This is a genomic window from Streptococcus urinalis 2285-97 (genome assembly GCF_000188055.2).
Taxonomy (GTDB): domain Bacteria; phylum Bacillota; class Bacilli; order Lactobacillales; family Streptococcaceae; genus Streptococcus; species Streptococcus urinalis.
This window is the reverse complement of record NZ_AEUZ02000001.1, coordinates 1805096-1832071: the sequence shown is the minus strand read 5'-3', so window position 1 is coordinate 1832071 and position 26976 is coordinate 1805096. Positions and strand designations below refer to the sequence as shown.

24 protein-coding genes and 1 pseudogene are annotated in these 26976 nt (G+C 34.3%); 17 read left to right on the top strand and 8 right to left on the bottom strand.

Translation table 11 applies throughout. From position 1 onward, the window contains the following. Positions 1–20 precede the first annotated feature (20 nt). Together STRUR_RS09335 and nrdI are read right to left on the bottom strand one after the other, a co-directional pair. Complete coding sequence (locus tag STRUR_RS09335) at positions 21–1070, bottom strand: M42 family metallopeptidase (protein WP_006738589.1); 1050 nt, start codon at positions 1068–1070, stop codon at positions 21–23. Positions 1071–1106: 36 nt separating this feature from the next. Continuing rightward, the gene (gene nrdI, locus STRUR_RS09330) at positions 1107–1568 is read right to left on the bottom strand and encodes a class Ib ribonucleoside-diphosphate reductase assembly flavoprotein NrdI (protein WP_006739132.1); all 462 of its coding nucleotides are present in this window, start codon (positions 1566–1568) and stop codon (positions 1107–1109) included. Positions 1569–1772: 204 nt separating this feature from the next. Between nrdI and STRUR_RS09325 the strand changes: the two genes are divergently transcribed. From STRUR_RS09325 to STRUR_RS09275, 11 genes are all read left to right on the top strand, one after another. After that, on the top strand, positions 1773–3992 hold the full coding sequence (locus STRUR_RS09325) for a RelA/SpoT family protein (protein WP_006739619.1): 2220 nt from the start codon (positions 1773–1775) through the stop codon (positions 3990–3992). Positions 3993–4007: 15 nt separating this feature from the next. Then, a complete protein-coding gene (gene dtd, locus STRUR_RS09320; RefSeq protein WP_006739807.1) occupies positions 4008–4451 on the top strand; it encodes a D-aminoacyl-tRNA deacylase in 444 nt (147 codons plus the stop codon). 81 nt (positions 4452–4532) lie between these two features. Beyond that, positions 4533–5384 carry a helix-turn-helix domain-containing protein gene (locus tag STRUR_RS09315; RefSeq protein WP_006740314.1) on the top strand — a complete coding sequence of 284 codons (852 nt, stop codon included), beginning with the start codon at positions 4533–4535 and terminating at the stop codon, positions 5382–5384. Between the two features lie 101 nt (positions 5385–5485). After that, positions 5486–6619: an ABC transporter ATP-binding protein gene (locus tag STRUR_RS09310; protein WP_006738869.1), complete on the top strand. Its 1134-nt coding sequence runs from the start codon at positions 5486–5488 to the stop codon at positions 6617–6619. A gap of 71 nt (positions 6620–6690) precedes the next feature. Continuing rightward, on the top strand, positions 6691–8298 hold the full coding sequence (dexB, locus tag STRUR_RS09305) for a glucan 1,6-alpha-glucosidase DexB (RefSeq protein ID WP_006739329.1): 1608 nt from the start codon (positions 6691–6693) through the stop codon (positions 8296–8298). 102 nt (positions 8299–8400) lie between these two features. Further along, positions 8401–8748, top strand: a complete 348-nt coding sequence (locus STRUR_RS09300) for a DUF6568 family protein (protein ID WP_006738924.1) — start codon at positions 8401–8403, stop codon at positions 8746–8748. Positions 8749–8838: 90 nt separating this feature from the next. Beyond that, positions 8839–9171 carry a preprotein translocase subunit YajC gene (yajC, locus tag STRUR_RS09295; protein ID WP_006739363.1) on the top strand — a complete coding sequence of 111 codons (333 nt, stop codon included), beginning with the start codon at positions 8839–8841 and terminating at the stop codon, positions 9169–9171. 131 nt (positions 9172–9302) lie between these two features. Next, positions 9303–10052, top strand: a complete 750-nt coding sequence (gene uppS, locus STRUR_RS09290) for an undecaprenyl pyrophosphate synthase (protein ID WP_006740062.1) — start codon at positions 9303–9305, stop codon at positions 10050–10052. Between the two features lie 15 nt (positions 10053–10067). Next, positions 10068–10862 carry a phosphatidate cytidylyltransferase gene (locus STRUR_RS09285; protein WP_006738526.1) on the top strand — a complete coding sequence of 265 codons (795 nt, stop codon included), beginning with the start codon at positions 10068–10070 and terminating at the stop codon, positions 10860–10862. A gap of 37 nt (positions 10863–10899) precedes the next feature. After that, positions 10900–12162, top strand: coding sequence for an RIP metalloprotease RseP (rseP, locus tag STRUR_RS09280; protein ID WP_006739090.1), 1263 nt, complete (start codon positions 10900–10902; stop codon positions 12160–12162). Positions 12163–12281: 119 nt separating this feature from the next. After that, complete coding sequence (locus tag STRUR_RS09275) at positions 12282–14132, top strand: proline--tRNA ligase (protein ID WP_040832810.1); 1851 nt, start codon at positions 12282–12284, stop codon at positions 14130–14132. Between the two features lie 26 nt (positions 14133–14158). On the opposite strand, the pseudogene STRUR_RS11945 reads toward STRUR_RS09275, so the two are convergent. The 4 genes and pseudogenes from STRUR_RS11945 to STRUR_RS09250 form a co-directional block, all read right to left on the bottom strand. Beyond that, positions 14159–14800 (bottom strand): annotated as a pseudogene (locus tag STRUR_RS11945) (putative bacteriocin export ABC transporter). Further along, positions 14797–15648 (bottom strand): hypothetical protein, encoded by an 852-nt coding sequence (locus STRUR_RS09265; RefSeq protein ID WP_006739210.1) that lies wholly within the window; start codon positions 15646–15648, stop codon positions 14797–14799. The pseudogene STRUR_RS11945 and the gene STRUR_RS09265 overlap by 4 nt, the downstream one beginning before the upstream one ends. A 42-nt stretch (positions 15649–15690) precedes the next feature. After that, positions 15691–15894: a hypothetical protein gene (locus tag STRUR_RS09260; protein ID WP_006739823.1), complete on the bottom strand. Its 204-nt coding sequence runs from the start codon at positions 15892–15894 to the stop codon at positions 15691–15693. Positions 15895–16381: 487 nt separating this feature from the next. Then, on the bottom strand, positions 16382–16885 hold the full coding sequence (locus tag STRUR_RS09250) for a hypothetical protein (RefSeq protein ID WP_006740741.1): 504 nt from the start codon (positions 16883–16885) through the stop codon (positions 16382–16384). 140 nt (positions 16886–17025) lie between these two features. On the opposite strand from STRUR_RS09250, the gene STRUR_RS09245 reads away from it, so the two are divergent. The 5 genes from STRUR_RS09245 to STRUR_RS09225 all read left to right on the top strand — a co-directional run bounded on the left by STRUR_RS09245 (position 17026) and on the right by STRUR_RS09225 (position 24222). Then, a complete protein-coding gene (locus STRUR_RS09245) occupies positions 17026–17586 on the top strand; it encodes a nucleotidyltransferase family protein (RefSeq protein WP_006739032.1) in 561 nt (186 codons plus the stop codon). Positions 17587–17638: 52 nt separating this feature from the next. Next, complete coding sequence (locus STRUR_RS09240) at positions 17639–18433, top strand: DUF975 family protein (RefSeq protein ID WP_006739066.1); 795 nt, start codon at positions 17639–17641, stop codon at positions 18431–18433. Between the two features lie 102 nt (positions 18434–18535). After that, complete coding sequence (locus STRUR_RS09235; RefSeq protein ID WP_006739312.1) at positions 18536–22927, top strand: PolC-type DNA polymerase III; 4392 nt, start codon at positions 18536–18538, stop codon at positions 22925–22927. Between the two features lie 132 nt (positions 22928–23059). Continuing rightward, the gene (locus STRUR_RS09230) at positions 23060–23488 is read left to right on the top strand and encodes a MarR family winged helix-turn-helix transcriptional regulator (RefSeq protein WP_006738683.1); all 429 of its coding nucleotides are present in this window, start codon (positions 23060–23062) and stop codon (positions 23486–23488) included. 119 nt (positions 23489–23607) lie between these two features. Next, complete coding sequence (locus tag STRUR_RS09225) at positions 23608–24222, top strand: nitroreductase family protein (RefSeq protein WP_006740480.1); 615 nt, start codon at positions 23608–23610, stop codon at positions 24220–24222. A gap of 39 nt (positions 24223–24261) precedes the next feature. Here STRUR_RS09225 and def read toward each other — a convergent pair whose 3' ends face one another. Continuing rightward, positions 24262–24876, bottom strand: a complete 615-nt coding sequence (gene def, locus STRUR_RS09220) for a peptide deformylase (RefSeq protein ID WP_006739911.1) — start codon at positions 24874–24876, stop codon at positions 24262–24264. A 65-nt stretch (positions 24877–24941) separates the two neighbouring features. Further along, positions 24942–25517 (bottom strand): Crp/Fnr family transcriptional regulator, encoded by a 576-nt coding sequence (locus STRUR_RS09215; RefSeq protein ID WP_006738515.1) that lies wholly within the window; start codon positions 25515–25517, stop codon positions 24942–24944. Between the two features lie 170 nt (positions 25518–25687). Here STRUR_RS09215 and STRUR_RS09210 point away from each other — a divergent pair, with 170 nt between their 5' ends. Next, entirely contained in the window at positions 25688–26875 is a 1188-nt protein-coding gene (locus tag STRUR_RS09210) for an MFS transporter (RefSeq protein WP_006740051.1), read from the top strand. The last annotated feature ends 101 nt before the right edge of the window (positions 26876–26976 follow it).

Here is a 26976-nt window from a genome sequence, read left to right as displayed (position 1 = left end):
TATAGCACTTGCTATACTTTTTAGTTTATATTTTCTGAGACAAGGGGACTTTTTAGATAGGCATCCACAAGTTTTTCTGTTTCTTGAATAGAGTCTATGTGTGTGCGTTCATAAGAATGACTTGATTCAATACCTGCACCCAAGAGGGCATGCTTGACTTCAGCACCAGAGCGCATTGCTGCAGAAGCATCGCTTCCATAGTATGGATAAATATCTAGTTGGAATGCTATGTTATTTTGATGGCAAAGTTCAACTAAATGTTGTCTAAAATCATAATGATAGGGTCCAGAGGCATCTTTGACGCAAATTGAGACAGTGTATTCGTCTGTTGTTTGGTCATCACCCATAGCTCCCATATCGACCGCCAGATATTCAACAGCTTGTGGTGGTAAACTTGAATTTGCACCATGACCAACTTCTTCAAAAGCTGAGAAATAAAAATGAGTTGTTTGTGGAAGGGTAATGTCTTCAGATTTATAAGTTTTTAAAAGCTCTATTAAGATAGCAGCAGAGACTTTATCGTCTAGGTGACGTGATTTGATAAAGCCTGACTCTGTGACTACAACACGTGGATCAAAAGAGATAAAATCTCCAACTTCAATACCCAATGCTTTTGTATCTTCAGCAGTTCTCACTTTTTCATCAAGTCTGACTTCCATGCTAGTCTGATTTCTCTCAGCAGTTCCAGCATCTTTATAGACATGTACAGATGTTTGATGAATTAAAATAGTACCTGAAATTTCTTTTCCATTTTTAGCAACATGTACGGTGCAATTTTCTCCCTCGATAGCGTTGTAAACAAAGCCACCGACAAGATCCATTTTTAGACGACCATCAGGTTTAATGGCACGAACCATAGCTCCTAAAGTATCTAAATGTGCAGTAACGACACGGTGTTTTTCTGTGTCCTCACCTTCGACACTAACCATTAATCCCCCTTTGTTTGTTATTTTGGGTTGGTATCCAAAATGTTCTAGTTCGTTTTTAACATAAGTCATTATGGTATTTGTGAATCCTGTTGGTGATGGAATTGTTGTCAGTTTTGTAATGTAGTCAATAGTTGTTTTCATCTAATTTTTACTCCCTCAAATTGAAAACTAGCTTTTTTATTTTGTCTGAAAATCTTCTTTAGCTTTTAATATAATGTCAGCAAGTCTTTCAATATCAGCGCTTGTTCCACGTAATTCAAAATCTCCTAGCATTGGGAATCCAAAACGTTTTGAATATTGTTTTGCAGTCAGACAATATTGGTTATTAAAATTTCGATTTCCTGAACCAATGATGCCAAAACAATGGTCGACATTTCCATGACTGGCTATAAATTCACCTAATGGTGTGGTCAAGATTTCAACATCTCCACTATCAAGACCATTGCCTCCTTCAAGGTAGGTTGGTAAGATGGCAACATAATCCTCTTCGACAGGGAAGGTTTCATGTTTTAGGTCTTTTATGTTGATTTGGTTTACCTTAATTTGATGTTTAGTCAACAAATGTTGTGATAATCTTTTGACAAAACTTTGTGTATTACCACTTAAACTGATGTAGACAATTGTCAATTCTTCAGTCATATTTTTCTCCTTTTTGGACATTTAATATGAGTTTATCACAATAAAAATACTCAAACAAGTTGTAACTATTTTAAAGTTTTTCTCTTATAATTTTTCAATGAAGAACGTAGAAAACTACCTGAAAAGGATTTCTTGGTATTCTTTCTTTTGCTTTCGTTCGGAAAATGGTAGAATAGGGAAAAGAAATTTTGACAGAGGAAAAATATGGCTAAAGAAGTAAATTTAACTGGTGATGAAGTCCTAGATCTCACCAAAAAATATATGAATGAGTCTGATGTTGCATTTGTAAAAAAAGCGCTAGATTACGCAACTGCAGCACATTTTTATCAGGCAAGAAAATCAGGAGAGCCATACATTATTCATCCAATTCAAGTTGCAGGGATATTAGCCGACCTCCACTTAGATGCTGTAACAGTCGCTTGTGGTTTTTTGCATGATGTTGTTGAAGATACGGATATAACGTTAGATGATATTGAGCTTGATTTTGGCAAAGATGTCCGTGATATTGTAGATGGTGTCACAAAGCTTGGTAAAGTTGAGTATAAGTCTCACGAAGAGCAATTAGCCGAAAATCATCGCAAAATGCTCATGGCAATGTCAAAGGATATTCGTGTTATCTTAGTGAAACTGGCTGACCGTCTACACAATATGCGGACTTTAAAGCATTTACGTAAAGATAAACAAGAACGTATTTCTCGTGAAACGATGGAGATTTATGCGCCATTAGCACATCGTTTAGGGATTAGTCGGATTAAGTGGGAACTTGAAGATTTAGCTTTTCGATACCTTAACGAAGTTGAGTTTTACAAGATTTCTCACCTAATGAGTGAAAAACGTCGGGAACGTGAAGCCTTAGTAGATGAAATTGTTGAAAAGATTACAACCTATACAAATGAGCAAGGCCTCTATGGTGAAGTTTATGGTCGACCAAAGCATATTTATTCCATTTACCGTAAAATGCGTGATAAGAAAAAACGGTTTGACCAGATTTTTGATTTAATTGCTATTCGTTGTATTATGGAAACAGCAAGTGATGTCTATGCTATGGTTGGTTACATCCATGAATTGTGGCGTCCAATGCCGGGACGTTTTAAGGATTATATTGCTGCACCAAAAGCAAATGGTTATCAATCTATTCATACAACGGTTTATGGTCCAAAAGGTCCAATTGAAATACAAATTAGGACAAAAGACATGCATGCAGTTGCGGAATATGGGGTTGCAGCTCATTGGGCATATAAAAAAGGAATCAAAGGGAAAGTTAATCAAGCAGAACAAAAGGTTGGAATGAACTGGATTAATGAACTGGTTGAGTTACAAGATGCTTCAAATGGTGACGCCAAAGACTTTGTTGATTCTGTTAAGGAAGAAATTTTTTCTGAAAGAATTTATGTCTTTACCCCAAATGGTGCTGTTCAGGAACTACCAAAAGATTCTGGTCCAATAGATTTTGCCTATGCCATTCATACTCAAGTTGGTGAAAAAGCGACAGGTGCCAAAGTTAATGGAAGAATGGTACCCCTTACTGCTAAATTAAAAACTGGTGATGTCGTTGAAATTGTGACCAATCCCAATTCTTTTGGTCCAAGTCGTGATTGGATCAAACTTGTAAAAACAAACAAAGCCCGCAATAAAATTAGACAATTCTTTAAAAATCAAGATAAGGAAATGTCCATTAATAAAGGTCGAGAGTTATTAGTTGATTATTTTCAAGAACAAGGATTTGTGGCTAATAAATACCTTGAGAAAAAACGCATCGATGAAATTTTACCAAGATTAAGTGTCAAAAGTGAAGAAGCTTTATATGCTGCAGTTGGTTTTGGTGATTTAAGTCCAGTTAGTGTTTTTAACAAACTCACGGAAAAAGAACGTCGTGAAGAAGAGCGTGCTAAGGCAAAAGCTGAGGCTGAGGAGCTTTTGCACGGTGGTGAAATTAAACACGAAAATCGTGAAGTACTTAAGGTTAAAAGTGAGAATGGGGTTATTATTCAAGGAGCATCTGGCTTATTAATGAGAATTGCTAAGTGTTGTAATCCTGTCCCTGGAGACCCTATTGAAGGCTACATTACAAAAGGTCGTGGCATTGCTATTCATAGAGCAGATTGTAATAACATTAAGAGTCAAGAAGGGTATGAACAACGCCTTATCGAAGTTGAATGGGATGAAGCAAATTCAAGCAAAGAATACCAAGCTGAAATTGATATCTATGGTTTAAACCGTAGTGGTCTTCTAAATGATATTTTACAAATTTTATCAAATGCAACAAAGAGTATCTCTTCTGTTAATGCGCAACCCACTAAGGATATGAAATTTGCTAATATTCATGTCTCTTTTGGAATTCCAAATCTAGCTCATTTAACAACTGTAGTTGATAAAATTAAAATCATTCCTGATGTCTATAGTGTTAAACGAACAAATGGTTAATTAGAAAGAAATAAAATGAGAATCGTTATTCAAAGAGTTAGTTCTGCTGATGTTTCCATTGAGCAAAAAATTGTTGGACAAATAGATCAAGGTTTACTATTACTAGTTGGGATTGGTCCAGATGATAGGGAAGAGGACTTGGCCTATGCCTGTCGAAAAATACTCAATATGCGAATATTTTCAGATACAGATGGCAAGATGAACCTATCTGTTAAAGATATCAATGGTAGTATCTTGTCCATTTCACAATTCACTTTATATGCTGAAACGAAAAAAGGAAATAGACCAGCCTTTACAGCTGCTGCTAAACCAGAGCTTGCCAAAAAATTCTACCAAGCTTTTAACCAGGAATTAGCTAAAGAAGTTCCTGTCCAAACGGGTGTCTTTGGTGCAGATATGAAGGTTTCCTTGATAAATGATGGTCCTGTTACCATTTGCCTTGACACGAAACAACCTTAATAGAAAATAAGACCTCCAACTTTATGAGTCCTTGGAGGTCTTATGATATAATGAATAAAAAGAGTGGAAATGAGGGGTAGGATGTCACTAGAAGACCTTTTCAATGGAGTAAAAATAAGTCAAGAACCTTTTGTTTCAGATGATTTTATTAGTATCGAAAAAGAAGGAATCTATTATCATTTTTTAAAAGAAGACTTAAGTCAGCGAGAATACCAACTCCTCTCTTTATTTCAGAATCATAAGATAGATAAATCAGTTGTCTTGACACCGTGGGAGCGTTTTTTAGAGTCTAATCATAGCACACCACCAATCTCTTTTACGGATCTTCAATTTATCTATTTGAATCATTCTAAAAAGCTTTCAGTAGAGTTAGTTGATTTGTTAAATCAATTGATTCCCGTTTTAGAATCAATAGTTACTTTAAGTGACCACGAAAGTGTTTTGATTGTTAACCAATCACAATTTTTTGAGGTTAATGAAACTTTGAAAAATCTTTTGCCAACTCTGGAAAGTGATTTTGAAGTCACCTTATCTTTATGTTTAGGTAATCGGTGGCACCAGTTAGACAATGATCATTTGAAAAAAGTCTATCAAGAAGAAAGACAATTGTGGCAAACCTATGTTAGGGAACAAAAAACATTAGAAGTAACTAGCTTTACGCATCTGATATTATGGGGTTTAAGTCACCAAAAACATTTCTCTGTCATTAAACAACTGTTGGTTTCTCAATTAAGCCAAGTTAAAGAAACGAAGGATGTCGTTGAGGCTTTGTGGGAATCTCAAGGAAACCTAGCTCAAACAGCACAAAAATTATTTATCCATCGCAATTCATTAAATTACAAATTAGACAAAATCCAAACTACATCAGGTTTAAACTTAAAACAACTAGAGGATTTAACCATTTCATATCTTCTGTTATTAGAAATAGCTTAATTGTGCAAGGTGACCAATTTTTTTGGTCACCTTGTCTGTATTTTGAAAGCGTTAACTTTGTTATACTAATGATACAAATAAAACGCAAAAGAGGAATTAAGATGGTTGAATTAAATCTAAATCACATTTATAAAAAATACCCTAATACTGATCATTATGCTGTTGAAGATTTTGATTTGGATATCAAAGATAAAGAGTTTATCGTTTTTGTTGGGCCATCAGGATGCGGAAAATCAACAACCTTACGTATGATTGCTGGACTTGAAGATATTTCTGAGGGTGAATTCAAAATTGATGGTGAAGTTGTTAATAACAAATCACCAAAAGACCGTGATATCGCAATGGTTTTCCAAAATTATGCCCTATATCCACATATGACAGTCTATGACAATATGGCCTTTGGTCTCAAATTGCGTAAGTACAAAAAAGCTGAAATTGATACACGCGTGAAAGAAGCTGCACAAATTTTGGGACTAACAGAATTCCTAGAGCGCAAACCGGCTGATTTATCAGGTGGTCAGCGTCAACGTGTTGCTATGGGTCGTGCCATTGTTCGTGATGCAAAAGTTTTCTTGATGGATGAACCTTTATCAAACTTGGATGCAAAATTACGGGTGTCAATGCGTGCAGAAATTGCCAAAATTCATCAACGTATTGGTTCAACAACGATTTACGTTACTCATGACCAAACTGAAGCCATGACATTAGCTGACCGTATTGTTATCATGAGTGCCACTAAAAACCCTCAAGGAAATGGAACAATTGGTAAGATTGAGCAAGTCGGAACACCACAAGAACTTTACAATTTACCAGCAAATAAATTTGTTGCCGGCTTTATTGGAAGTCCAGCTATGAATTTCTTTGATGTTATTGTTAAAGACGGCAGAATCACTAGTGAAGATGGCCTAGATATTGCCATTCCAGAAGGACAAGAAAAAATGCTTGAAAATGCTGGATATCTTGGTAAAAAGGTTACTTTTGGTATTCGTCCAGAAGACATTTCAAGTAAAAATATTGTGCAAGAAACCTTCCCAAATGCAAATGTAACTGCTGAAGTTCTTGTTTCTGAATTATTAGGAGCAGAAACAATGCTCTATGTAAAACTTGGACAAACTGAATTTGCATCACGTGTTGACGCGCGTGACTTCCACAATCCAGGTGAAAATGTTAGCTTAACCTTCAATGTATCAAAAGGACATTTCTTTGATATTGAAATGGAACAAGCTATTCGTTAATATGAAATCACTAAAATCCTCATCAAATCTTGAGGATTTTATGTTATGAGGAGAGGAGACTATTATAGGATATGGAAAAACATTGGTGGCATAAAGCGACGGTATACCAAATTTACCCTCGTTCATTTAAAGATAGCAGTGGAAATGGTGTAGGTGACTTAAATGGGATAATCAGTCAACTAGACTATATTCAAAAATTAGGAGTGACGGCTATTTGGCTTTCTCCTGTTTATCAGAGTCCAATGGATGATAATGGTTATGACATTTCAGATTATCAAGCCATAGCGGATATTTTTGGAAATATGGCTGATATGGATCGATTGCTAGAAGAAGCAAATGCAAGAGGGATCAAAATCATTATGGATTTAGTGGTCAATCATACTTCTGATGAACATGCGTGGTTTATTGAGGCAAAAGAAAATCCAGACAGTCCAGAAAGAGACTATTATATTTGGCGTGACCAGCCAAATGAACTACTGTCCACATTTAGTGGTTCAGCATGGGAATATGATGACAAATCTGGACAATACTATTTACACCTTTTTAGTAAACGGCAACCAGATCTTAATTGGGAAAATAAAGATCTCCGTCAAAAAATTTATGACATGATGAATTTTTGGATTGCAAAAGGAATTGGTGGCTTCAGAATGGATGTCATCGATTTGATTGGGAAAGTTCCTGATCAATTAATTACAGGAAATGGACCCAAACTCCATAACTATCTAAAAGAAATGAATCAAGCAAGCTTTGGTAATCATGATTTAATGACAGTAGGAGAGACTTGGGGTGCAACACCAGAAATTGCGAAACAATATTCTAGTCCAGAAAATCATGAGTTATCAATGGTTTTTCAATTTGAACATGTTGGTTTACAACATAAACCAGAAGCACCAAAGTGGGACTTTTCTGAAACACTAGATGTTGCAGCACTTAAAAGGATTTTTAATAAGTGGCAAACAGAACTTGAGCTAGGTCAAGGTTGGAATTCTCTTTTTTGGAATAATCATGATTTACCTAGAGTATTGTCTATTTGGGGAAATGATGGTACCTATCGGGTGAAATCTGGTAAGGCCTTAGCAATTTTACTTCATTTAATGCGTGGCACACCTTATATTTATCAAGGTGAAGAAATTGGGATGACCAATTATCCCTTTAAAGACTTAAAAGAAGTGGATGACATTGAATCCCTTAATTACGCACAAGAGGCGTTAGAAGCAGGCATTTCAAAAGATAACATTTTAGAAAGTATCCGAAAAGTTGGACGTGACAATGCCAGAACCCCAATGCAATGGGATGGTTCAAAGAATGCTGGTTTTTCTGAAGCTGATGAAACATGGCTAACGGTTAATCCTAACTATAAAGAAATTAATGTTAAATCAGCACTTGAAGATAAAGACTCACTCTTTTATACCTATCAACATTTAATCACCTTACGACAAAAGGAAGATTGGCTTGTTGATGCGGATTTTGAACTCCTTGATACCGCTGAAAAAGTATTTGCTTATAAACGAACATTGAATGATGATAGTTATTTAGTTGTCGTTAATGTCTCTGATGAAGAAAGTGATTTTGAGTTAGATTTTGATTTTGATCAAGTTATTATCTCAAATACAGAAGTAGCAACTATTCAACAAAAGAAACAATTAGCTGCATGGGATGCATTCTGTGTTAAATTATAGAAATCAAGACCTCCTAGAGGTCTTTTTTTGATAGCATAAATTTGAAGTTTATCTCGTTTTTGGATAAGATAAGTTTAGAAAAGACGAAAGAAGGAGAACAAGATGTCATCATTTGAAGAATCAGTAGCACAATTTAAGGAAGTTACAGCAAAAGAACTTTCAGAAAAACTAGCAAATAAAGAGGATTTAGTAGCTTTTATTGGTCGTCCTACTTGCCCATATTGTCAACGGTTTGTTCCAAAACTAGCTAACGTTATAAAGGAAGAATCTATTGCTGTTTACTATTTAAATAGTGGAAATTTAGAAGACCAATCCCAAATTATGGCTTTAAGAAATAAATATGATGTGCCAACGGTACCTGGTCTATTAGTTTCTAAAGCTGGTGAAACTAAGGTGGTTTGTGACTCATCTGTTACAGAACCATTTATTAGCTCATTTATCAAAGGATAAGATAGTCATCAATTTTGCATGATTATATTGCCTTGTTACCATATTTTTGATATAGTAGATTTTGATCTTTAAGGAAATAAGGAGAAAAAAATGAATTACTCAATTATTATCATGTTTGTTATTATGTTTGGTATGATTTGGTTTATGCAACGCCAACAAAAAAAACAAGCACAAGAACGTCAAAATCAGTTAGAAACTATTCAAAAAGGCGATGAAGTCATTACTATTGGCGGTATGTTTGCCATTGTTGATGAATTAGATCGTGATGCTAAAAAAATTGTTTTAGATGTTGATGGCGTTTATTTAACTTTTGAATTATCAGCTATCAAACGTATCGTTTCAAAAGCTAATGCTGCAGTATCACAAACACCCGTTGTGGAAGAAACATCAGTCGTTGCAGAAGAATCTGCAATTGAAGAATAATACAGACTTATGGATAAAAAGGGGGCATTTACTGTCCTTTTTTATTTTTGGCCTTGAAGTTTGCAAATGGTGAGTCAAATAGCGGAAAATATGGTAAAATAAATGTTAGTATGCTTTTATAAGGAAAAAACATGTTTGGATTAAATCGAAAAACAAAAGAAATCATAATTGACAAAATACCAAAACATATTGGCATTATCATGGATGGTAATGGGAGATGGGCTAAAAAACGCTTAAAACCACGTGTTTTTGGTCATAAGGCTGGAATGGATGCATTACAAAATGTCACCATTAAAGCTTCAGAACTAGGGGTTAGAGTCTTGACCGTTTACGCTTTTTCAACTGAAAATTGGTCTCGTCCCCAAGATGAAGTTTCATTTATCATGAATTTACCTGTGGAATTCTTTGATAAGTATGTTCCAGAGTTAAACCGTAATAATGTCCGCATCCAAATGATTGGACAGACAAATAGGCTACCTAAAGAAACACTGGATGCTTTAAATAGAGCTATCAAAGAAACGCGTGGAAATTCTGGATTGGTTCTTAACTTTGCTTTGAATTATGGCGGTCGTGATGAAATTACCAGTGCTGTTAAATTGATTGCTCAAGATGTCCTAGATGCCAAATTAAATCCTGATGATATCACAGAAGATTTAATTGCCAATTATTTGATGACGGATAATTTACCTTATTTGTATCGTAATCCTGATTTAATCATTAGGACTAGTGGTGAACTCAGATTAAGTAATTTTTTACCTTGGCAATCAGCTTACAGTGAATTATACTTTACACCAGTTTTGTGGCCTGATTTTAATCAGGATGAATTAATGAAAGCAATCGAAGACTATAATCGCAGACATCGTCGATTTGGTGGTGTCTAGAAGGAGAAAAAACTAATGAGAGAACGTGTCATTTGGGGTGGTGTAGCAGCAGCGATTTTTATCCCCTTCTTATTAATTGGGAATCTGCCATTTCAATTTTTTGTTGGTATTTTAGCCATGATTGGGGTATCAGAGTTGCTTAAAATGAAGGGTTTAGAAATCTTATCATTTGAAGGTGTTTTGGCAATGCTTGGAGCCTTCTTTCTAACCATACCTTTAGATAACTATTTTTCATCTTTACCAATGAATGGCAACATAACAGTTTATGCCATGATGGTCTTTCTCATATTAGCTGGAACTGTATTTAACAATCATTCTTACAGTTTTGATGATGCTGCTTTCCCAATTGCGAGTAGCTTTTACGTAGGGATTGGTTTTCAAAATTTAGTAACAGCTCGTATGGCTGGTATTGATAAAGTTTTATTAGCTTTATTTATTGTTTGGGCGACAGATATTGGTGCTTATGCTATTGGACGTCGTGTTGGAAAACGTAAGCTCCTACCTTCTGTTTCACCTAATAAAACAGTTGAAGGTAGTTTAGGTGGAATTATCTGTGCAGTAGTTGTTGCCATTATTTTTATGATTGTTGACAAGTCTGTCTATGCACCTCACTCCTTCATAATGATGCTGCTCTATGTGGTCATTTTTAGTATTTTTGGTCAATTTGGAGATTTAGTAGAAAGTGCTTTTAAACGTCATTTTAATGTTAAAGACTCTGGTAAATTAATTCCAGGTCATGGTGGTATTTTAGACCGCTGTGATTCATTGATTTTTGTTTTTCCAATCATGCACCTTGTAGGTTTGTTTTAATTCCTAAAAGTATCAATTAAAAAATGAGAGGAAATCTATGCTAGGAATATTAACCTTTATCATTATTTTTGGTATTTTAGTTGTTGTCCATGAATTTGGGCATTTCTATTTTGCTAAAAAATCAGGTATTTTAGTAAGAGAATTTGCTATTGGTATGGGACCAAAGATTTTTTCCCATATGGATAGTCAAGGCACCCTTTATACTATTCGTATTTTACCACTTGGTGGTTATGTCCGAATGGCAGGTTGGGGTGATGACAAGACTGAGATAAAAACGGGTACGCCAGCAAGTCTGAGTTTAAATGATGAACACATCGTAACCCGTATCAATCTGTCATCAAAACAAATTGATAATACCAGTCTTCCCATTTATGTGACATCTCATGATTTGGAAGATAAACTGACTATCACAGGTTTAGTTTTTGATGAAACAAAAACTTATAAGGTCGATCATGATGCTACTATTGTGGAAGAAGATGGAACAGAAATTAGAATAGCTCCTCTAGATGTTCAATACCAAAATGCAAGCGTATGGGGGAGAATGATAACTAATTTTGCAGGTCCCATGAATAATTTTATTTTGGGTATTATTGTTTTTACCATTCTTGTTTTTATGCAAGGTGGTTCACCTAATGAACAAACCAATGCCGTTCGAGTTGTTGAAAATAGCCCAGCTCAGAAAGCAGGTATCAAAACAAATGATCGGATTTTGTCAGTTGGAAATAATACCGTCTCAAATTGGCAAGATTTGACTCAAGCCGTTGAGAAAGCAACTCAAAAACTGGATTCAAAACACAAGACCATAAGGGTTTCTGTAAAATCTAAAAATACGACTAAAAAACTGACATTAAAACCGGAAAAAAGTCAATCCTCCTATATTATTGGGGTCAGACCTGCACTAAAAACAGGTTTAGTTGATAAATTAGTTGGTGGTTTAAAATTATCTATTTATGGTGCACTTGCTATTCTTGTTGCATTGAAGAATCTTGTTTTCAACTTTAGTTTAAATAAACTTGGTGGACCAGTTGCTATGTACAAGATGAGTAGTGATGCTGCAAAACAAGGCATTATCTCAGTGTTAAGTCTTATGGGAATGTTATCAATGAACTTAGGTATTTTTAACCTCATCCCGATCCCTGCCCTTGATGGTGGTAAAATTTTGATGAATATCATTGAAGCAATTCGTCGAAAACCAATGAAACAAGAAACAGAAACCTATATTACCTTAGCAGGTGTTGCTATCATGGTGGTATTAATGATTGCTGTGACTTGGAATGATATTATGCGAACCTTCTTCTAAAAAATCAACAACCTAAAATACAACATTTCTAAAGATAAATTTATCTTAAAATTGATTGAAAGGAATAAAAAAAACAAATCTCAACACAGTTAGTGATTTGTTTTTTCTGAAAAAGAGTAATGAAACAATCAAACATGTTAATCCCAACACTTCGCGAAATGCCAAGTGATGCACAAGTAATCAGTCATGCTTTAATGGTTCGAGCTGGTTATGTCCGACAAATCTCTGCAGGTATCTATGCTTATTTGCCATTGGCAAATCGTACCATCGAAAAATTCAAGACTATTATGCGTCAAGAATTTGAAAAGATTGGTGCTGTAGAAATGTTAGCACCTGCACTACTAACCGCTGATTTATGGCGTGAATCAGGTCGTTATGATACTTATGGCGATGACCTTTACAAACTCAAAAATCGTGATAATTCTGATTTTATCCTTGGGCCAACGCACGAAGAAACCTTAACGGTCTTAATTCGTGATGCGGTAAAATCTTATAAACAATTACCACTTAATGTGTATCAAATTCAATCAAAATACCGTGATGAAAAGAGACCACGTAATGGTCTATTGCGTACACGTGAATTTATCATGAAAGATGGTTATAGTTTCCATCCAAATTATGAAAGCTTAGACATCACCTATGAAGATTATCGAAAAGCATACGAAGCCATTTTTAAACGTGCTGGTCTAGATTTTAAAGGAATTATTGGTGATGGTGGTGCAATGGGAGGTAAAGACTCCCAAGAGTTTATGGCAATTACACCTGAACGAACAGATTTAAGTCGCTGGTTAGTCTTAGATAAATCAATCGCTTCTATTGATGACATTCCTGAAGATGTTCTGGAAAATATTAAAACTGAGTTAACTTCTTGGTTGGTTTCTGGCGAAGATACCATTGCCTATTCTACTGCCTCAAGCTATGCAGCAAACTTAGAAATGGCTTCCGATGCTTACAAACCCAAAACAAAAGTAGCTAGTCAAAACCAACTTGAAAAAATAGAGACACCAGATTGCAAGACAATTGATGCAGTATCTGAATTCTTTAAAGTTGGTGAAGAAGAAACAATCAAGACACTTCTTTTGATTGCTGATGAAAAACCAGTTGTTGCTTTGTTAGTTGGTAATGACCAGCTAAATGAAGTTAAACTTAAAAATTATTTAGGTGCTGACTTCCTTGATACAGCTAGCGAAGATGACGCGAAAGCTATTTTAGGTGCTGGATTTGGTTCTCTAGGGCCAGTCAATTTAGCAGAAGATATCCGCATTATTGCTGATCGTAAAGTTCAAGATTTGACGGATGCAATTGCTGGGGCAAACCAAGATGGTTATCATTTTACTGGTGTAAATCCAGGACGAGATTTTGAAGCTGAATACGTTGATATTCGTGAAGTTAAAGAAGGTGAATTATCACCTGATGGACAAGGGACACTACAGTTCGCTAGAGGTATCGAAATTGGCCATATTTTCAAACTTGGAACACGTTATTCCGAAAGTATGAATGTACATATCTTAGATGAAAATGGTCATTCAGTACCTGTAATCATGGGTTGCTATGGTATTGGTGTCAGTCGTATTTTATCAGCGGTTATTGAGCAACATGCTAGGTTATTTGTTAATAAAACACCTAAAGGTGATTTTCGATATTCATGGGGTATTAATTTCCCTAAAGAATTAGCACCATTTGATGTTCATCTTATTACTGTAAATGTTAAAGATCAGGTGGCTAATGATTTAACGCAAACCATTGAAAATCAATTAGTTGAAAAAGGTTATGAAGTATTAACTGATGATCGTAATGAGCGTGTTGGTTCAAAATTCTCTGATAGTGATTTGATTGGACTTCCTATCCGTGTCACAGTTGGTAAAAAAGCTCAAGAAGGAATTGTTGAAGTTAAAATTAAATCTAGTGGTGATAGCATTGAAGTTCATGCTTACAATCTTATCGAAACTTTAGAAATATTGACAAAATAAAAAAACAGCTGTTTAGGCTGTTTTTTTTACTTAATTGTATGAATCCTTATAATACGATCACATTGATTTGCCACTTCTAAATCATGGGTGACAATGATGATGGTTTTACCCTGTTGTTGGATTTTTTTGAGTAATCGTAATATTGAATTTCTATTATCATCATCAAGTGAACCTGTAGGTTCATCTGCTAAAATGACTTGACAGGGCTTTATGATAGCTATGACAACAGCGACTCGTTGTTGCTCACCACCAGATAGTTCTAATACTTTTTAATCTATCTTATGGGCAAGACCAACCTCTTCTAACATGGTTGTAATCATCTTTCGTTTTTCTGACTTTGATAGTTTAACATATTTCAGAGCAAGTTTTAGATTATTAAAGACAGTTTCATTATCAATCAGTGCAAAATTTTGGAAGAGATAATTTATTTTTTCTCTAATTATTTTTTGAGACTGGTGTGTATTTGATTTGATGTTTTGAACATTTTCAAACTGATATGTACCCGTATAGTCATCATCAATTAGGCCAAGTATATTTAGTAGCGTTGTCTTTCCACAGCCACTAGGACCAGTGATAGCAATTAATTCACCTTCAGAAATATCAATATTAACATCTTGAAAAATAATGTGGCCATTAATGTTTTTACTTAGATTTTTGACGTGTATCATAATTCACCTTTCTTTAGAAGCAGTACCAAATTTTTTGATTCATAAGAATAGACCATTAAAATAATCAAGAAAAGATCAATAGTAATGTAGAAGCAATATAAAAGTAAGACACTGAGTTGAGCTTTTGCTATGAATAAACAAATAAATGCGACTATCTGTATTGAAGCAACAATAGATAGTAGAAAAAGATATCGATTAATTAAGCGCCATCCTAAAAATTTCATGGTTAATAATTCTTGTTTACGAGTAAGAAAAAGGGCCACAATTAAAAAGTAAGAAATCACACTATTTAGAAATACTAAAATACCAACAAGAAATAAAAAGTTATTCCTGCCACTTATTAAGGAATCTAACATGTTTTGTTGAATATCATGTAAGGTTGATAATTTTATGGTCGTTTCAGGATCATATTTAGTAAAAATTTGGTTAGCTACCTTTTGCGAATGATGTGTTCTAGGTATTTTTAAAGGATTACTCAGACCAGTGTTTGAGAGATAAGCAGCTTCTTCAAATAATAATTTATTAGATAAGATACCTATAATAGGATTACTAATCATTTCTGCTTTAGTATCATTATAGTTAAAAGTTTTTATGGTGTTTTGATAATAGCTAATTGCGATTGGTAAATGTTCAACAGTTGTTTTTTGTTGTTCTTCATAACTGAGTTGTGAAAAATAAAGTTGCTTAACTAATTTTTCAATTGCTTTATTTTTATATTGGACAGGAACTAAAAAGACTTTTTTGTGGCTAGGAGATTTAAGATTAATAGGAAGTGTTTTTAAATAATTTTGGTTAACATACAATACATCTATTTGCCCAAATCCACTAATACCATATGTCTTGTTCACCTGAATTTGCTCACTTTTGATATATAAAGCATTTGTCTTTTTTTAAATTTCATGAAAAACGTGACTGAAATAATCATTAGAAGCTAGTTGGTTTGCTTGTAAATCTTGCCAAAGTTTTTGACTAGGTGAGATTGATTCAACTGTCAAATATTGTCTAGCATGTTTATCCCAGTCTTTTTGAATTTTAACTTGTTTATTTAAGTCGTTTAAAATAGTTGAAATACTGAACGCACCAAGAGCAACCAAAACGGTAATGATTACTTTGAAAAAGAGGTTAATGATAAGACCAATACGAAAGCCTTAGAAACCTTTTAGTAGTTTTGAAATCGTAACTTGTTGAATAATAAAATAAACAATGAGACCAGTTAGCAAGTAAAAGAAGATTAGCGCCAATTGTCCCCAAATTAAACTCATAAAAAAATATTGAGGAATGACTTCAAGAAGCATCAAACAAAGAAGATCAAATATCACTGACGTTATGAAAATCAAAAGACAATTTGACAAAACATAGTCTGACAGGATTGATAAATGTGAATGTCCTAATAATTTTTTGATGCCAATTTGCTTAAGTTGTGTGAGTGGTTGATAGGTTGCACATAGTAATAATATAAACAAGGACAGTAAAAAGCATATTAAGGTAATGATAAATGACTGATTGATATAACTAGCCATTGATTGTGAATTTGCTTTAAGAAGTAAATGTTTGTCGGTCTTAAAATAGTTTGCGAGCTCATCAATTATCTTTTTTTTGATTAAAGTGATAGGTGGAGACAAGACTGTATTGTCCATTGATAGAGTGAGAGTTATCTTCAAAGTAAGTGGATAAGAGCTGAAGTTTGATTGTTTTGGCTTTTAGAAAAGTTTTGATATAACCTAACTGATTTTCTACTTTCTTATTGGTATATTGACCTTTAGGATTTGATGAAAAATCAATTTTCTTTAACCCAAAGTTACTACTAGGAAAGGTTGTTTTGTTAAGGATGACAGACTTTATCACTTCACTACCATTATTATCAGTTTTAACAATTGAGACTTTTTGTTTTTTAGAGAGGTTAGTCAAAAAAGTCATGACTTCTTCTGAGGATTTTTGTTGATTTGATAAATAGAAATGAAGTGTATAAAGTCCATCTTCTATATGATTAATGCGATTTATTTCATTTGTTCTAAACATATTGATTATTAACAAACTAAAACAAATTGTAACAGTGACACAACATAGTTTAATCAGTTTTCTCATGCTTTTCTTAACTCTCCCTTCATTTTTTAAATGCTATTTATATCATAGCATTGAATGAGAGCAAAACTGTTAAGAAGTCATCAAAGGTAAAATGTTAAAAACAGCTATTTAGGTTGTTTTTATTTTGTTATACTTTAGTTATGACAGAAAAAGAATTGCTAGAACTTATTTCAAATAATCAACAACTAATGCAAGTGTTAGGTATTATTTCAGAATTACCATTAAAAGATGCTTGGCTTGCTGCAGGTAGTGTTCGAAATGTTATCTGGGATGAAGTGACACATCAACATCACAGCTTAAGTGAATCTGATATAGATATTGTCTTTTATGATCCAGAGATGACCTATGAAAATCAATTGTCAATTGAGACAAAGCTTAATCAAAAATTTTCAGATTATCAGTGGCAAGTTAGAAACCAGTATCTGATGTATCATCATAGTCCAAATACAAAACCTTATACAAGTAGTCGTGATGCCATTTCAAAATACCCTGAAACAGCAACAGCTATCGCAATAAAAATTGATATTGATGGAAAACTAATTTTATTTGCACCCTATGGCCTTTCAGTCATTGCCTCATTAGAAATTCACCCAACACCACATTTTAAAGAAGATTCAGATAGAATGCGTTTATATAAAAATAGACTAAAACAAAAAAATTGGAAGGATAAATGGCCACAGTTAAAATGTTATGATGATTAATATTTAATCTGAGATGTATGTTATAATAAAAGAAAAGAAATGAGGGATTTTTATGAAAACAAGAAGTGAACTCAAATCGCAAGCTAAAGAAGCTTTAAAAGGAAATTGGGGTTGGGCGATAGCGGTGACATTGGTTCCCAGTTTTGCACTAATGCCCATTTATACCATATTAATTACTTTTTTAATCATGTTTATTGGTTTTAATCCAACAGATACAACCATAATTGTGGTTATTATATTAATCTTGATTGTTTACTTAGCTTTTGTACTAGCCTTGATTGGTTTTAATGTCAGCCAAAGTACAGCTATGTTAGATTTAATCAGAAATAAACGTCATGACTTTGAAGATGCTGTTTTATATGCTTTTAAAGAAAAACGTTATTTTAAATTTTTATGGATGATAATTATAGAAAGCATATTTTTATATCTTTGGTTCTTATTATTTATTATTCCTGGCATTATCAAAAGCTTCAGCTATTCTCAAACCATTTATGTGTTAAAAGATGATCTTGAAAATGGACAAGAAGTAAGCGTTACTTCTCCAATTACCAAAAGTAGAGAACTGATGGATGGTCATAAGTGGGAATATTTTGTTCTTCAGTTGAGCTTTCTTGGTTGGGAACTGTTAGCGACATTAACTTTAGGAATTGGTTATATTTGGCTAGTACCATACATTTATGCAACAGATGCCGCCTATTATCAAAGTTTGATTGAAAATGACTTAGACGATGTTACAGAAGCGTCAACTCAAAGTATTGAAGCCGAAAAAGAAGATGAATTATCCATTGAATCACCTCAAATATCACCAGAAGATCAGCCTTTAATCAATGAATCTCTAATTGATTAACAGAAAGAAAGTCAAGAAATGTCTTGGCTTTTTTCTTGTTAGATAATCGTCAATAATCTTGATTTATGGTAAAATAAACAATAGAAAATTCAGGAGTATAAGATGTCAGATTTGTTTGAAAAATTGATGGACCAAATAGAAATGCCACTTGAAATTAAGCAATCAGGTGCTTTTTCATCTGCGGATATTAAAGAGGTCAATGTTCACTCAGTGTCTCGTCATTGGGAATTTCAGTTTCTTTTTTCAGAAATTCTTCCTTTAAGAGATTATTATGAGCTTGAAAGTAGACTAACCAACAGTTTTGAAAAAGCTGACATCAAAGTAAGTTTTACAATTGAAGTAAAGAATCATCAGTTTTCTGATGATTTATTACAAGCTTATTATGAGGCTGCTTTTAATTATCCCCCATGTAATGGTGCTAGCTTTAAATCTTCATTTTCACACTTAAAAGTATCCTTACAAGATGACAAAGTTTTGATAACAGCACCACAATTTGTCAATAATGATCATTTTAGAAAAAATCATCTTCCTAATTTAGCAAAACAGATGACAAAGTTTGGTTTTCCAGAGTTATCGTTTGATATTGTGTCCGATGATGGTATGACAAAAGCTATGACTGAGGATTATATTTCAAGCAAAGATGCTTTACTTGAAAAAGCAGTGCAAGAAAATGCGCAAGCTCAAAAATCGCTGGAAGCTTCAATGCCACAAGAAGAAGTTCAAAAACCTAGCTACTCTTATCAAGAGAGGGCGCCAAAACGCCAATCTGGTTTTGAAAAAGCTGAAATCACACCTATGGTTGATATTCAAACTGAGGAAAATCGGATTGTCTTTGAAGGGATGGTCTTTGATGTTGAAAAGAAAACAACCAGAACTGGCCGACACATCATTAATTTTAAAATGACAGATTATACATCTAGTTTTGCCATGCAAAAATGGGCAAAGGATGATGATGATCTTAAAAAATATGACATGATTTCTAAAGGAGCTTGGTTAAGAGTTCAGGGAAACATTGAAAATAATCAATTTACCAAAAGTTTGACCATGAATGTTCAACAAGTTAAAGAGATTGTTCACCATAATCGTAAAGATTTGATGCCTGAAGATCAAAAAAGAGTTGAATTTCATGCCCATACTAATATGTCAACCATGGATGCTCTGCCAACTGTTGAGGAATTAATTGATAAAGCAGCTGAGTGGGGACATCCTGCCATCGCTATTACTGACCATGGTAATGTTCAAAGTTTTCCGCATGGCTATCATCGCGCTAAAAAATTAGGGATAAAAGCCATTTTTGGTTTGGAAGCTAATATCGTTGAAGATAAAGTTCCCATTACTTATAATGAAGTTTCAATGCCCTTAAAAGAAGCAACATATGTTGTATTTGACGTTGAAACGACAGGACTATCTGCTGTTAATAATGATTTGATTCAAATTGCTGCTTCTAAAATGTATAAAGGCAATATCATTGAACAATTTGATGAGTTTATCAATCCAGGTTATCCTTTATCCGCCTTCACAACAGAATTGACTGGTATCACAGATAACCACGTTAGGGGTTCAAAACCGATTATTGAGGTTTTGAAAGCTTTCCAAGATTTCTGTCAAGATACGGTCCTTGTTGCCCATAATGCTACTTTTGATGTTGGGTTTATGAATGCTAACTACGAGCGAAATGGCTTAGCACTTATCACACAACCTGTGATTGACACATTAGAATTCGCGAGAAATCTTTATCCAGAATATAAACGTCATGGCCTAGGTCCTTTAACAAAACGTTTCCAAGTGTCGTTAGAACATCACCATATGGCCAATTATGATGCAGAAGCGACAGGCAGACTTTTATTTATTTTTATTAATCATGCTTTTGATAAACATGGTATATCAGATATGATTGATTTAAATACCAAACTAGTTGCTGAGGATTCATACAAAAAAGCACGTGTCAAACATGCAACTATCTATGTCAAAAATCAAGTTGGTTTAAAAAATATCTTTAAGTTAGTTAGTCTTTCAAATGTGAAATACTTTGAAGGAGTGGCAAGGATTCCTAGAACTATTTTAGACCAGTATCGTGAAGGCTTACTTCTTGGTACAGCATGTTCAGAAGGCGAAGTTTTTGATGCAGTTTTATCAAAAGGTGTCGATGAAACAGTTGAAGTGGCTAAATATTATGACTTTATTGAAGTGATGCCGCCAGCTCTTTACGAACCTTTAATTGCTAAAGAGTTAGTTAAAGATCAGTCTGGACTAGAAAGTATTATCAAAGATTTAATTGAGGTTGGACGTCGTCTTGATAAACCTGTTTTAGCAACTGGAAATGTCCATTATATAGAACCAGAAGAAGCTATTTATCGTGAAATTATTGTTAGGAGCTTAGGTCAAGGAGCCATGATAAACCGTCCAATTGGTCGTGGGGAACATGCTCAATCAGCACCATTACCAAAAGCTCATTTCAGAACAACTAATGAGATGATCGATGAATTTGCTTTTTTAGGTCAAGAATTAGCTTATCAGATTGTTGTTGACAATACACAGTCATTTGCAAAACAATTTGAAGATGTGGAAGTTGTAAAACAAGATTTGTACACGCCATATATTGATAAGGCTGAAGAAACCGTTGCGGAATTAACCTATGAAAAAGCTTTTGAAATTTATGGCAATCCACTACCTGATATTATTGATTTAAGGATAGAAAAGGAATTAACGTCTATTCTAGGGAATGGCTTTGCGGTGATTTATTTAGCTTCCCAAATGCTTGTTAACCGTTCAAATGAACGTGGTTATTTAGTTGGTTCACGTGGTTCGGTAGGTTCTAGTTTTGTTGCTACTATGATTGGGATTACTGAGGTAAATCCTATGCCACCACACTATATTTGCCCAACTTGTCAGCATTCAGAATTTATAACAGATGGTTCTTATGGGTCAGGTTATGATTTACCAGATAAGAATTGCCCAAATTGTGGAACACTTTATTTGAAAGATGGACAGGACATTCCTTTTGAAACCTTCCTAGGATTTGATGGAGACAAAGTACCTGATATTGACTTAAACTTTTCTGGTGATGACCAGCCAGATGCCCATTTGGATGTCCGCGATATTTTTGGTGAAGATTATGCCTTTAGAGCAGGAACTGTTGGTACCGTAGCAGATAAAACGGCCTTTGGTTTTGTAAAAGGTTATGAGAGAGATTACGGTAAGTTTTACCGTGATGCCGAAGTTGACAGATTAGCAAAAGGTGCTGCTGGTGTGAAAAGAACAACAGGTCAACATCCAGGAGGAATTGTTGTTATTCCAAATTATATGGATGTCTATGACTTTACCCCAGTCCAATATCCAGCTGATGATTTGAGTGCAGCATGGCGGACAACTCACTTTAACTTCCATGATATTGACGAAAACGTATTAAAACTGGATATTCTTGGGCATGATGATCCAACCATGATCCGTAAACTGCAAGATTTATCAGGAATTGATCCAAAAAGTATTTTAGCTGATGATCCTGATGTAATGGCACTCTTTTCAGGGACAGAGGTTCTTGGCGTTACACCAGAGCAAATTGGAACACCAACTGGAATGCTTGGCATACCAGAGTTTGGAACAAATTTTGTCCGTGGAATGGTCAATGAAACACACCCAACAACTTTTGCTGAGTTATTACAGCTTTCTGGTTTATCACACGGAACAGATGTTTGGCTTGGAAATGCGCAGGATCTCATCAAACAAGGTATTGCAGACCTATCAACTGTTATTGGTTGTCGTGACGATATCATGGTTTACTTGATGCACCAAGGCTTAGAGCCAAAGATGGCTTTTACCATTATGGAACGTGTGCGTAAAGGAATGTGGTTAAAAATTTCAGAAGAAGAACGAAATGGTTATATTCAAGCCATGCGAGATAATAATGTACCTGATTGGTATATTGAGTCCTGTGGAAAAATCAAATACATGTTCCCTAAAGCCCATGCTGCTGCCTATGTTCTTATGGCATTGCGAGTTGCTTACTTTAAAGTTCACCATCCAATCTATTATTATTGTGCTTATTTTTCAATTCGTGCAAAAGCTTTCGAATTAAAAACCATGAGTGCAGGACTTGATGCGGTTAAGGCGAGAATGGCTGATATTACTGAGAAAAGACAGCATAATGAAGCAACAAATGTTGAAAATGATCTCTTTACGACTCTAGAGTTAGTCAATGAAATGCTCGAACGTGGCTATAAGTTTGGTAAATTAGACTTATATCGAAGTTTAGCGACAGAATTTATCATTGATGGCGATACCTTAATTCCACCATTTGTTGCAGTTGAAGGCTTGGGTGAAAACGTTGCTAAACAATTAGTCAAAGCTAGAGAAGAAGGGGAATTTCTTTCAAAAACAGAATTACGTAAGCGTGGTGGATTATCAAGTACTTTAGTAGAGAAAATGTCTGAGATGGGTATCCTTGGAAATATGCCTGAGGACAATCAACTGAGCTTATTTGATGATTTCTTTTAGAACTTTATTTTTGTAATCTTCTATGATAAAATAAAGTTCAGAACTTGAGGAAAGGGTTAGGATAAAGTTCCTAACTCTTTTTTTAATCAAGATAGTCAAAAAAAGATTACTAGGGAAGTATAGGAGAATTGAATGAGTGAATTAGATAAGAACACAGCTGTCAAAGCTATGGTGGTCTTTCGAAAGGCCCAAAGAACTTTAGATAGTTTTGGATCAGATGTTTTCAAATCTGCAGATTTAACGCCAACACAATTTAGTGTCTTGGAAGTTTTATACAGTAAAGGTGATATGCGCATCAACAATTTGATTGAATCATTACTGGCTACTTCTGGGAATATGACAGTTGTCTTACGTAATATGGAGCGTAATGGCTGGATTTTCAAACAGAAATGCCGTGAAGATAAAAGAGCTTTTATTGTTGGTTTAACACAAGAAGGACGTCAACTGATTGAAGTTATCCTACCAAAACACATCAAACGTGTAGAAGAGTCTTTTTCAGTATTAACACAAGAAGAACAATTACAGTTGATTGATTTACTGAAAAAATTTAAAGACTTATAAGCAAAATAATTGCATTCTCTGAATAAAGGCATATAATTACTATATAGTATTAATTAGTTTATTTAAGAATCACAGGAGAACTGGTTTGATTGTTAAATAGTAATAACAGGAGAAATAATATGTCATTCTTAGAAGAATTAAAAAACCGTCGTACTATCTATGCTTTAGGTCGTAACACTGAAGTTTCAAATGAAGAAATTGCTGAAGTTATTAAAGAAGCTATCCGTCAATCACCATCAGCTTTTAACAGCCAAACAACTCGTGCCGTGATTTTATTTGATGACGAAGTAACAAAATTCTGGAATGAATTAGTATTTACTGACTTGGCAGCTACTATGAAAGAACAAGGTGTTCCAGAAGAAGCAGTTGCAGGAACAAAAGAAAAATTAGCTGGTTTTGGTGCTGCAAAAGGAACTGTTTTATTCTTTGAAGATCAAGCAGTTGTTAAAGGATTGCAAGAACAATTTGCACTTTATGCCGATAACTTCCCAGTTTGGTCTGAACAAGTTTCAGGTATCACAGCTGTAAACACTTGGACTGCACTCTCTGCAGAATTAGGTCTCGGTGGTAACTTACAACATTACAACCCAGTTATTGATGTATCAGTTGCAAAAGCATATGACCTTCCAGAATCATGGAAACTACGTGCTCAATTTAACTTTGGTACAATTGAAGCACCAGCTGGTGAAAAAGAATTTATGGCAGACGAAGATCGTTTCAAAGTCATTGGTTAATAGAAACAAAAAAAGCTCATCATTGATGAGCTTTTTTTATTATTCAATGATTAGCATACCTTCTGTAATAGCAAAAGGTGAAGCTTGGTTAATGCGATCATAGAACATGATACCATTAATATGATCAATTTCATGTTGGACGACAATAGCATTATAACCTTTTAAGCGGATTTTATGTTTTTGGCCTTCTTTGTCAAAATATTCAACTGTGACACGCGCGTGTCTAACAACATAACCTTCAACGACACGGTCAACCGATAAACAGCCTTCTCCATCTGCTAAAGCTGCATCTTGAACAGAATGAGAAACAACTTTAGGATTGTACATGACTTCTTGTAGACTGTAGGCTTCTTTTGGTGGGTTACCCTCAGAATCTTCAATATTTGGAACCAAAACTGCAATAATGCGTTTTGAAATATTAAGCTGAGGTGCAGCTAAACCAACGCCTCCTCTTAATCCCATCTTTTCAGCCATAACAGGATCTTGAGAATTTTTTAAGAATTGCATCATTTTTTCACCTAAAATGATATCACTATCTGAAAGTGGTAAAGTCACTTCCTTGGCATTTGCTCTAAGAGTAGGGTTACCTTCCCTAATAATATCAGCCATGTTTATTTGATGGCTGGCTTTAATAATTTTATCTTGTGTAGACATTTTTTCTCCTTTGAAAATTCAATCATTGTTACTATATCATAAATTAATGTGACTGAAAAGTATTCTCAGTTCTTGATTTGTAGTGATTTAAGAAAAGTTAAATCACAAATGTAATATTGCTTATAAGCTATTTTAGTAATAACACCTAAGTCAATGAATTGCTTGATGACACGTAGTAAGTGTCTATAGGAAGTTCCAAATTGATCTGCTAAATCACTTAAATCTAATTGGAAAAAAAGATCTTGTTCTTCTTCTAGAATGTAAGTAGCAAGTCTTTCTTTAACAGAATATAAGACATTTGCTGTTGTGGTAATGGACTGTTTGTAAAGGTTTTGTGCCAAATTACGACTAAGATGATATAAAAATAAAGCATCTTTAAAAAGACTATCTTTTTCAGTAATTGGTAGCAAAACTAAACTGCAATCCTTCATAGCAATAATAGACAAAGAGGCTTTTTGATCAAGTAAGAGTTCAATATCACCGATAATAGCAGAAGGTTCCAAAGTTTCAATGATATGTTCTTTTCCATTTTCGAGTTGACTAACAGCTTTTAGTCGACCAGATACCAAAAAAGCTAAAAAATCCAGTGCTTGTCCTTGAAGACAGACAAAATCACCTTTTTGGAAATGGACTAACTGCAAATCTTTATGATAATACTCTGGAAAAAAGTACTCAATTGATAGTGTTCAATATAAGATTTTAATAAAGAAGCATCTTTTGATAATTTCATCATATATGACATAGGTCCTATTTTTATTTCTTGCAATTGATTATACTGAACAAAATTAAAAAAAGCAATTAAGGAATTACCATGAAGTCAATTATTGAAAAAATGAGTTTATTAAGTTTATCATTAATGCTAGTCTCAACATTTGCGGTCGCACCAGCTCTGCCACAAATGATGGCTTATTATGAAACTAAAGGTATTTCTGGAAGTCAAGTTGAGCTGTTGATTTCACTTCCTTCCTTTATCATTCTAGCTGTTTTATTGCTTAGTCCTTTGTTAAGCCATGTCCTTTCGGAAAAAATAATAATTTCATTAGGGCTGATTTTGTTAGCTTTAGGTGGCTCACTACCAGCTTTTTTCACTGCCTTTCCTATTGTTTTTTTATCAAGGCTTATTTTAGGAGCTGGAATAGGTCTCATTAATGCTAAAGCTATTAATTTGATTAGTGAGCATTATAGTGGTAGTGAACGCAGTAAAATGCTCGGTTACAGAGGTTCAGCTGAAGTACTAGGATCGGCTATCTTTACAATGATTTCAGGATTTTTAGTCTCTTTTGGTTGGGATAAGGCTTTTTTGATTTATCTTTTTGCTTTATTAATACTGATTCTTTTCCTTACTATTGTAGCTAGAATGCCAGAACCAAGTAAGAATGTCAGCAAGCTAAATTCGGAAAACAACGAAAAAATGACAAAAAGTCAATTGATGTATCTGTCTGGGATGGCATTTTATGCAGGATTTTTGATTTTAGTAAATACTGCTGTGACACTTAGAATTCCAGTTGTTATTGAAGAATTGGGTTTAGGAAATCCACAAGAATCTAGTTTAATTTTGAGTTTGATGATGCTAATGGGAATTGTCTCAGGATTCTTCTTCAACTGTGCTTTGAGAAAGCTTGGTCATTATTTTATGTCTGTTATTGCCTTTTTAATAGGATTAGGTATGTTAATACTATGGCAAGGCTACTCTTTAACGGGTATTACAGTAGGGGCGTTGATAATTGGACTCGTTTACAGTTTAGGTGTTACAAAGGTTTTTTATACCATTTCAGAAAAAATGACGACACAACAATTGACAACTGCGACAACGCTTATTTTAATTGGTTGTAATATTGGTGGTGGAGGATCAGCACTTGTTTTACAACTGATTTGGCAAATCAAAGCTAATAATTTATTTGCCTATCTAGTATTTGGCTGTTTGAGTCTCTTATTAGCTGGCTTTCTTTTTATACAAACTCAGAGATCAATATTGAAGTCATCACAAAAAAGACAGTGAAAGCTGTTCTTTTTTTGTTTGAGTCTACTATTTCTTATAGCACTATAAGAAATAAGAAGTTTACCGACCAAAAAGAAAGCGCTATCATAAATATCGAAAGG

What these genes read in the sequence shown, in the direction of transcription:
- STRUR_RS09335 (WP_006738589.1), bottom strand. Translation starts at nt 1,070, where the DNA reads ATGAAAACAACTATTGACTACATTACAAAACTGACAACAATTCCATCA.
- nrdI (WP_006739132.1), bottom strand. Translation starts at nt 1,568, where the DNA reads ATGACTGAAGAATTGACAATTGTCTACATCAGTTTAAGTGGTAATACA.
- STRUR_RS09325 (WP_006739619.1), top strand. Translation starts at nt 1,773, where the DNA reads ATGGCTAAAGAAGTAAATTTAACTGGTGATGAAGTCCTAGATCTCACC.
- dtd (WP_006739807.1), top strand. Translation starts at nt 4,008, where the DNA reads ATGAGAATCGTTATTCAAAGAGTTAGTTCTGCTGATGTTTCCATTGAG.
- STRUR_RS09315 (WP_006740314.1), top strand. Translation starts at nt 4,533, where the DNA reads ATGTCACTAGAAGACCTTTTCAATGGAGTAAAAATAAGTCAAGAACCT.
- STRUR_RS09310 (WP_006738869.1), top strand. Translation starts at nt 5,486, where the DNA reads ATGGTTGAATTAAATCTAAATCACATTTATAAAAAATACCCTAATACT.
- dexB (WP_006739329.1), top strand. Translation starts at nt 6,691, where the DNA reads ATGGAAAAACATTGGTGGCATAAAGCGACGGTATACCAAATTTACCCT.
- STRUR_RS09300 (WP_006738924.1), top strand. Translation starts at nt 8,401, where the DNA reads ATGTCATCATTTGAAGAATCAGTAGCACAATTTAAGGAAGTTACAGCA.
- yajC (WP_006739363.1), top strand. Translation starts at nt 8,839, where the DNA reads ATGAATTACTCAATTATTATCATGTTTGTTATTATGTTTGGTATGATT.
- uppS (WP_006740062.1), top strand. Translation starts at nt 9,303, where the DNA reads ATGTTTGGATTAAATCGAAAAACAAAAGAAATCATAATTGACAAAATA.
- STRUR_RS09285 (WP_006738526.1), top strand. Translation starts at nt 10,068, where the DNA reads ATGAGAGAACGTGTCATTTGGGGTGGTGTAGCAGCAGCGATTTTTATC.
- rseP (WP_006739090.1), top strand. Translation starts at nt 10,900, where the DNA reads ATGCTAGGAATATTAACCTTTATCATTATTTTTGGTATTTTAGTTGTT.
- STRUR_RS09275 (WP_040832810.1), top strand. Translation starts at nt 12,282, where the DNA reads ATGAAACAATCAAACATGTTAATCCCAACACTTCGCGAAATGCCAAGT.
- STRUR_RS09250 (WP_006740741.1), bottom strand. Translation starts at nt 16,885, where the DNA reads ATGAGAAAACTGATTAAACTATGTTGTGTCACTGTTACAATTTGTTTT.
- STRUR_RS09245 (WP_006739032.1), top strand. Translation starts at nt 17,026, where the DNA reads ATGACAGAAAAAGAATTGCTAGAACTTATTTCAAATAATCAACAACTA.
- STRUR_RS09240 (WP_006739066.1), top strand. Translation starts at nt 17,639, where the DNA reads ATGAAAACAAGAAGTGAACTCAAATCGCAAGCTAAAGAAGCTTTAAAA.
- STRUR_RS09235 (WP_006739312.1), top strand. Translation starts at nt 18,536, where the DNA reads ATGTCAGATTTGTTTGAAAAATTGATGGACCAAATAGAAATGCCACTT.
- STRUR_RS09230 (WP_006738683.1), top strand. Translation starts at nt 23,060, where the DNA reads ATGAGTGAATTAGATAAGAACACAGCTGTCAAAGCTATGGTGGTCTTT.
- STRUR_RS09225 (WP_006740480.1), top strand. Translation starts at nt 23,608, where the DNA reads ATGTCATTCTTAGAAGAATTAAAAAACCGTCGTACTATCTATGCTTTA.
- def (WP_006739911.1), bottom strand. Translation starts at nt 24,876, where the DNA reads ATGTCTACACAAGATAAAATTATTAAAGCCAGCCATCAAATAAACATG.
- STRUR_RS09210 (WP_006740051.1), top strand. Translation starts at nt 25,688, where the DNA reads ATGAAGTCAATTATTGAAAAAATGAGTTTATTAAGTTTATCATTAATG.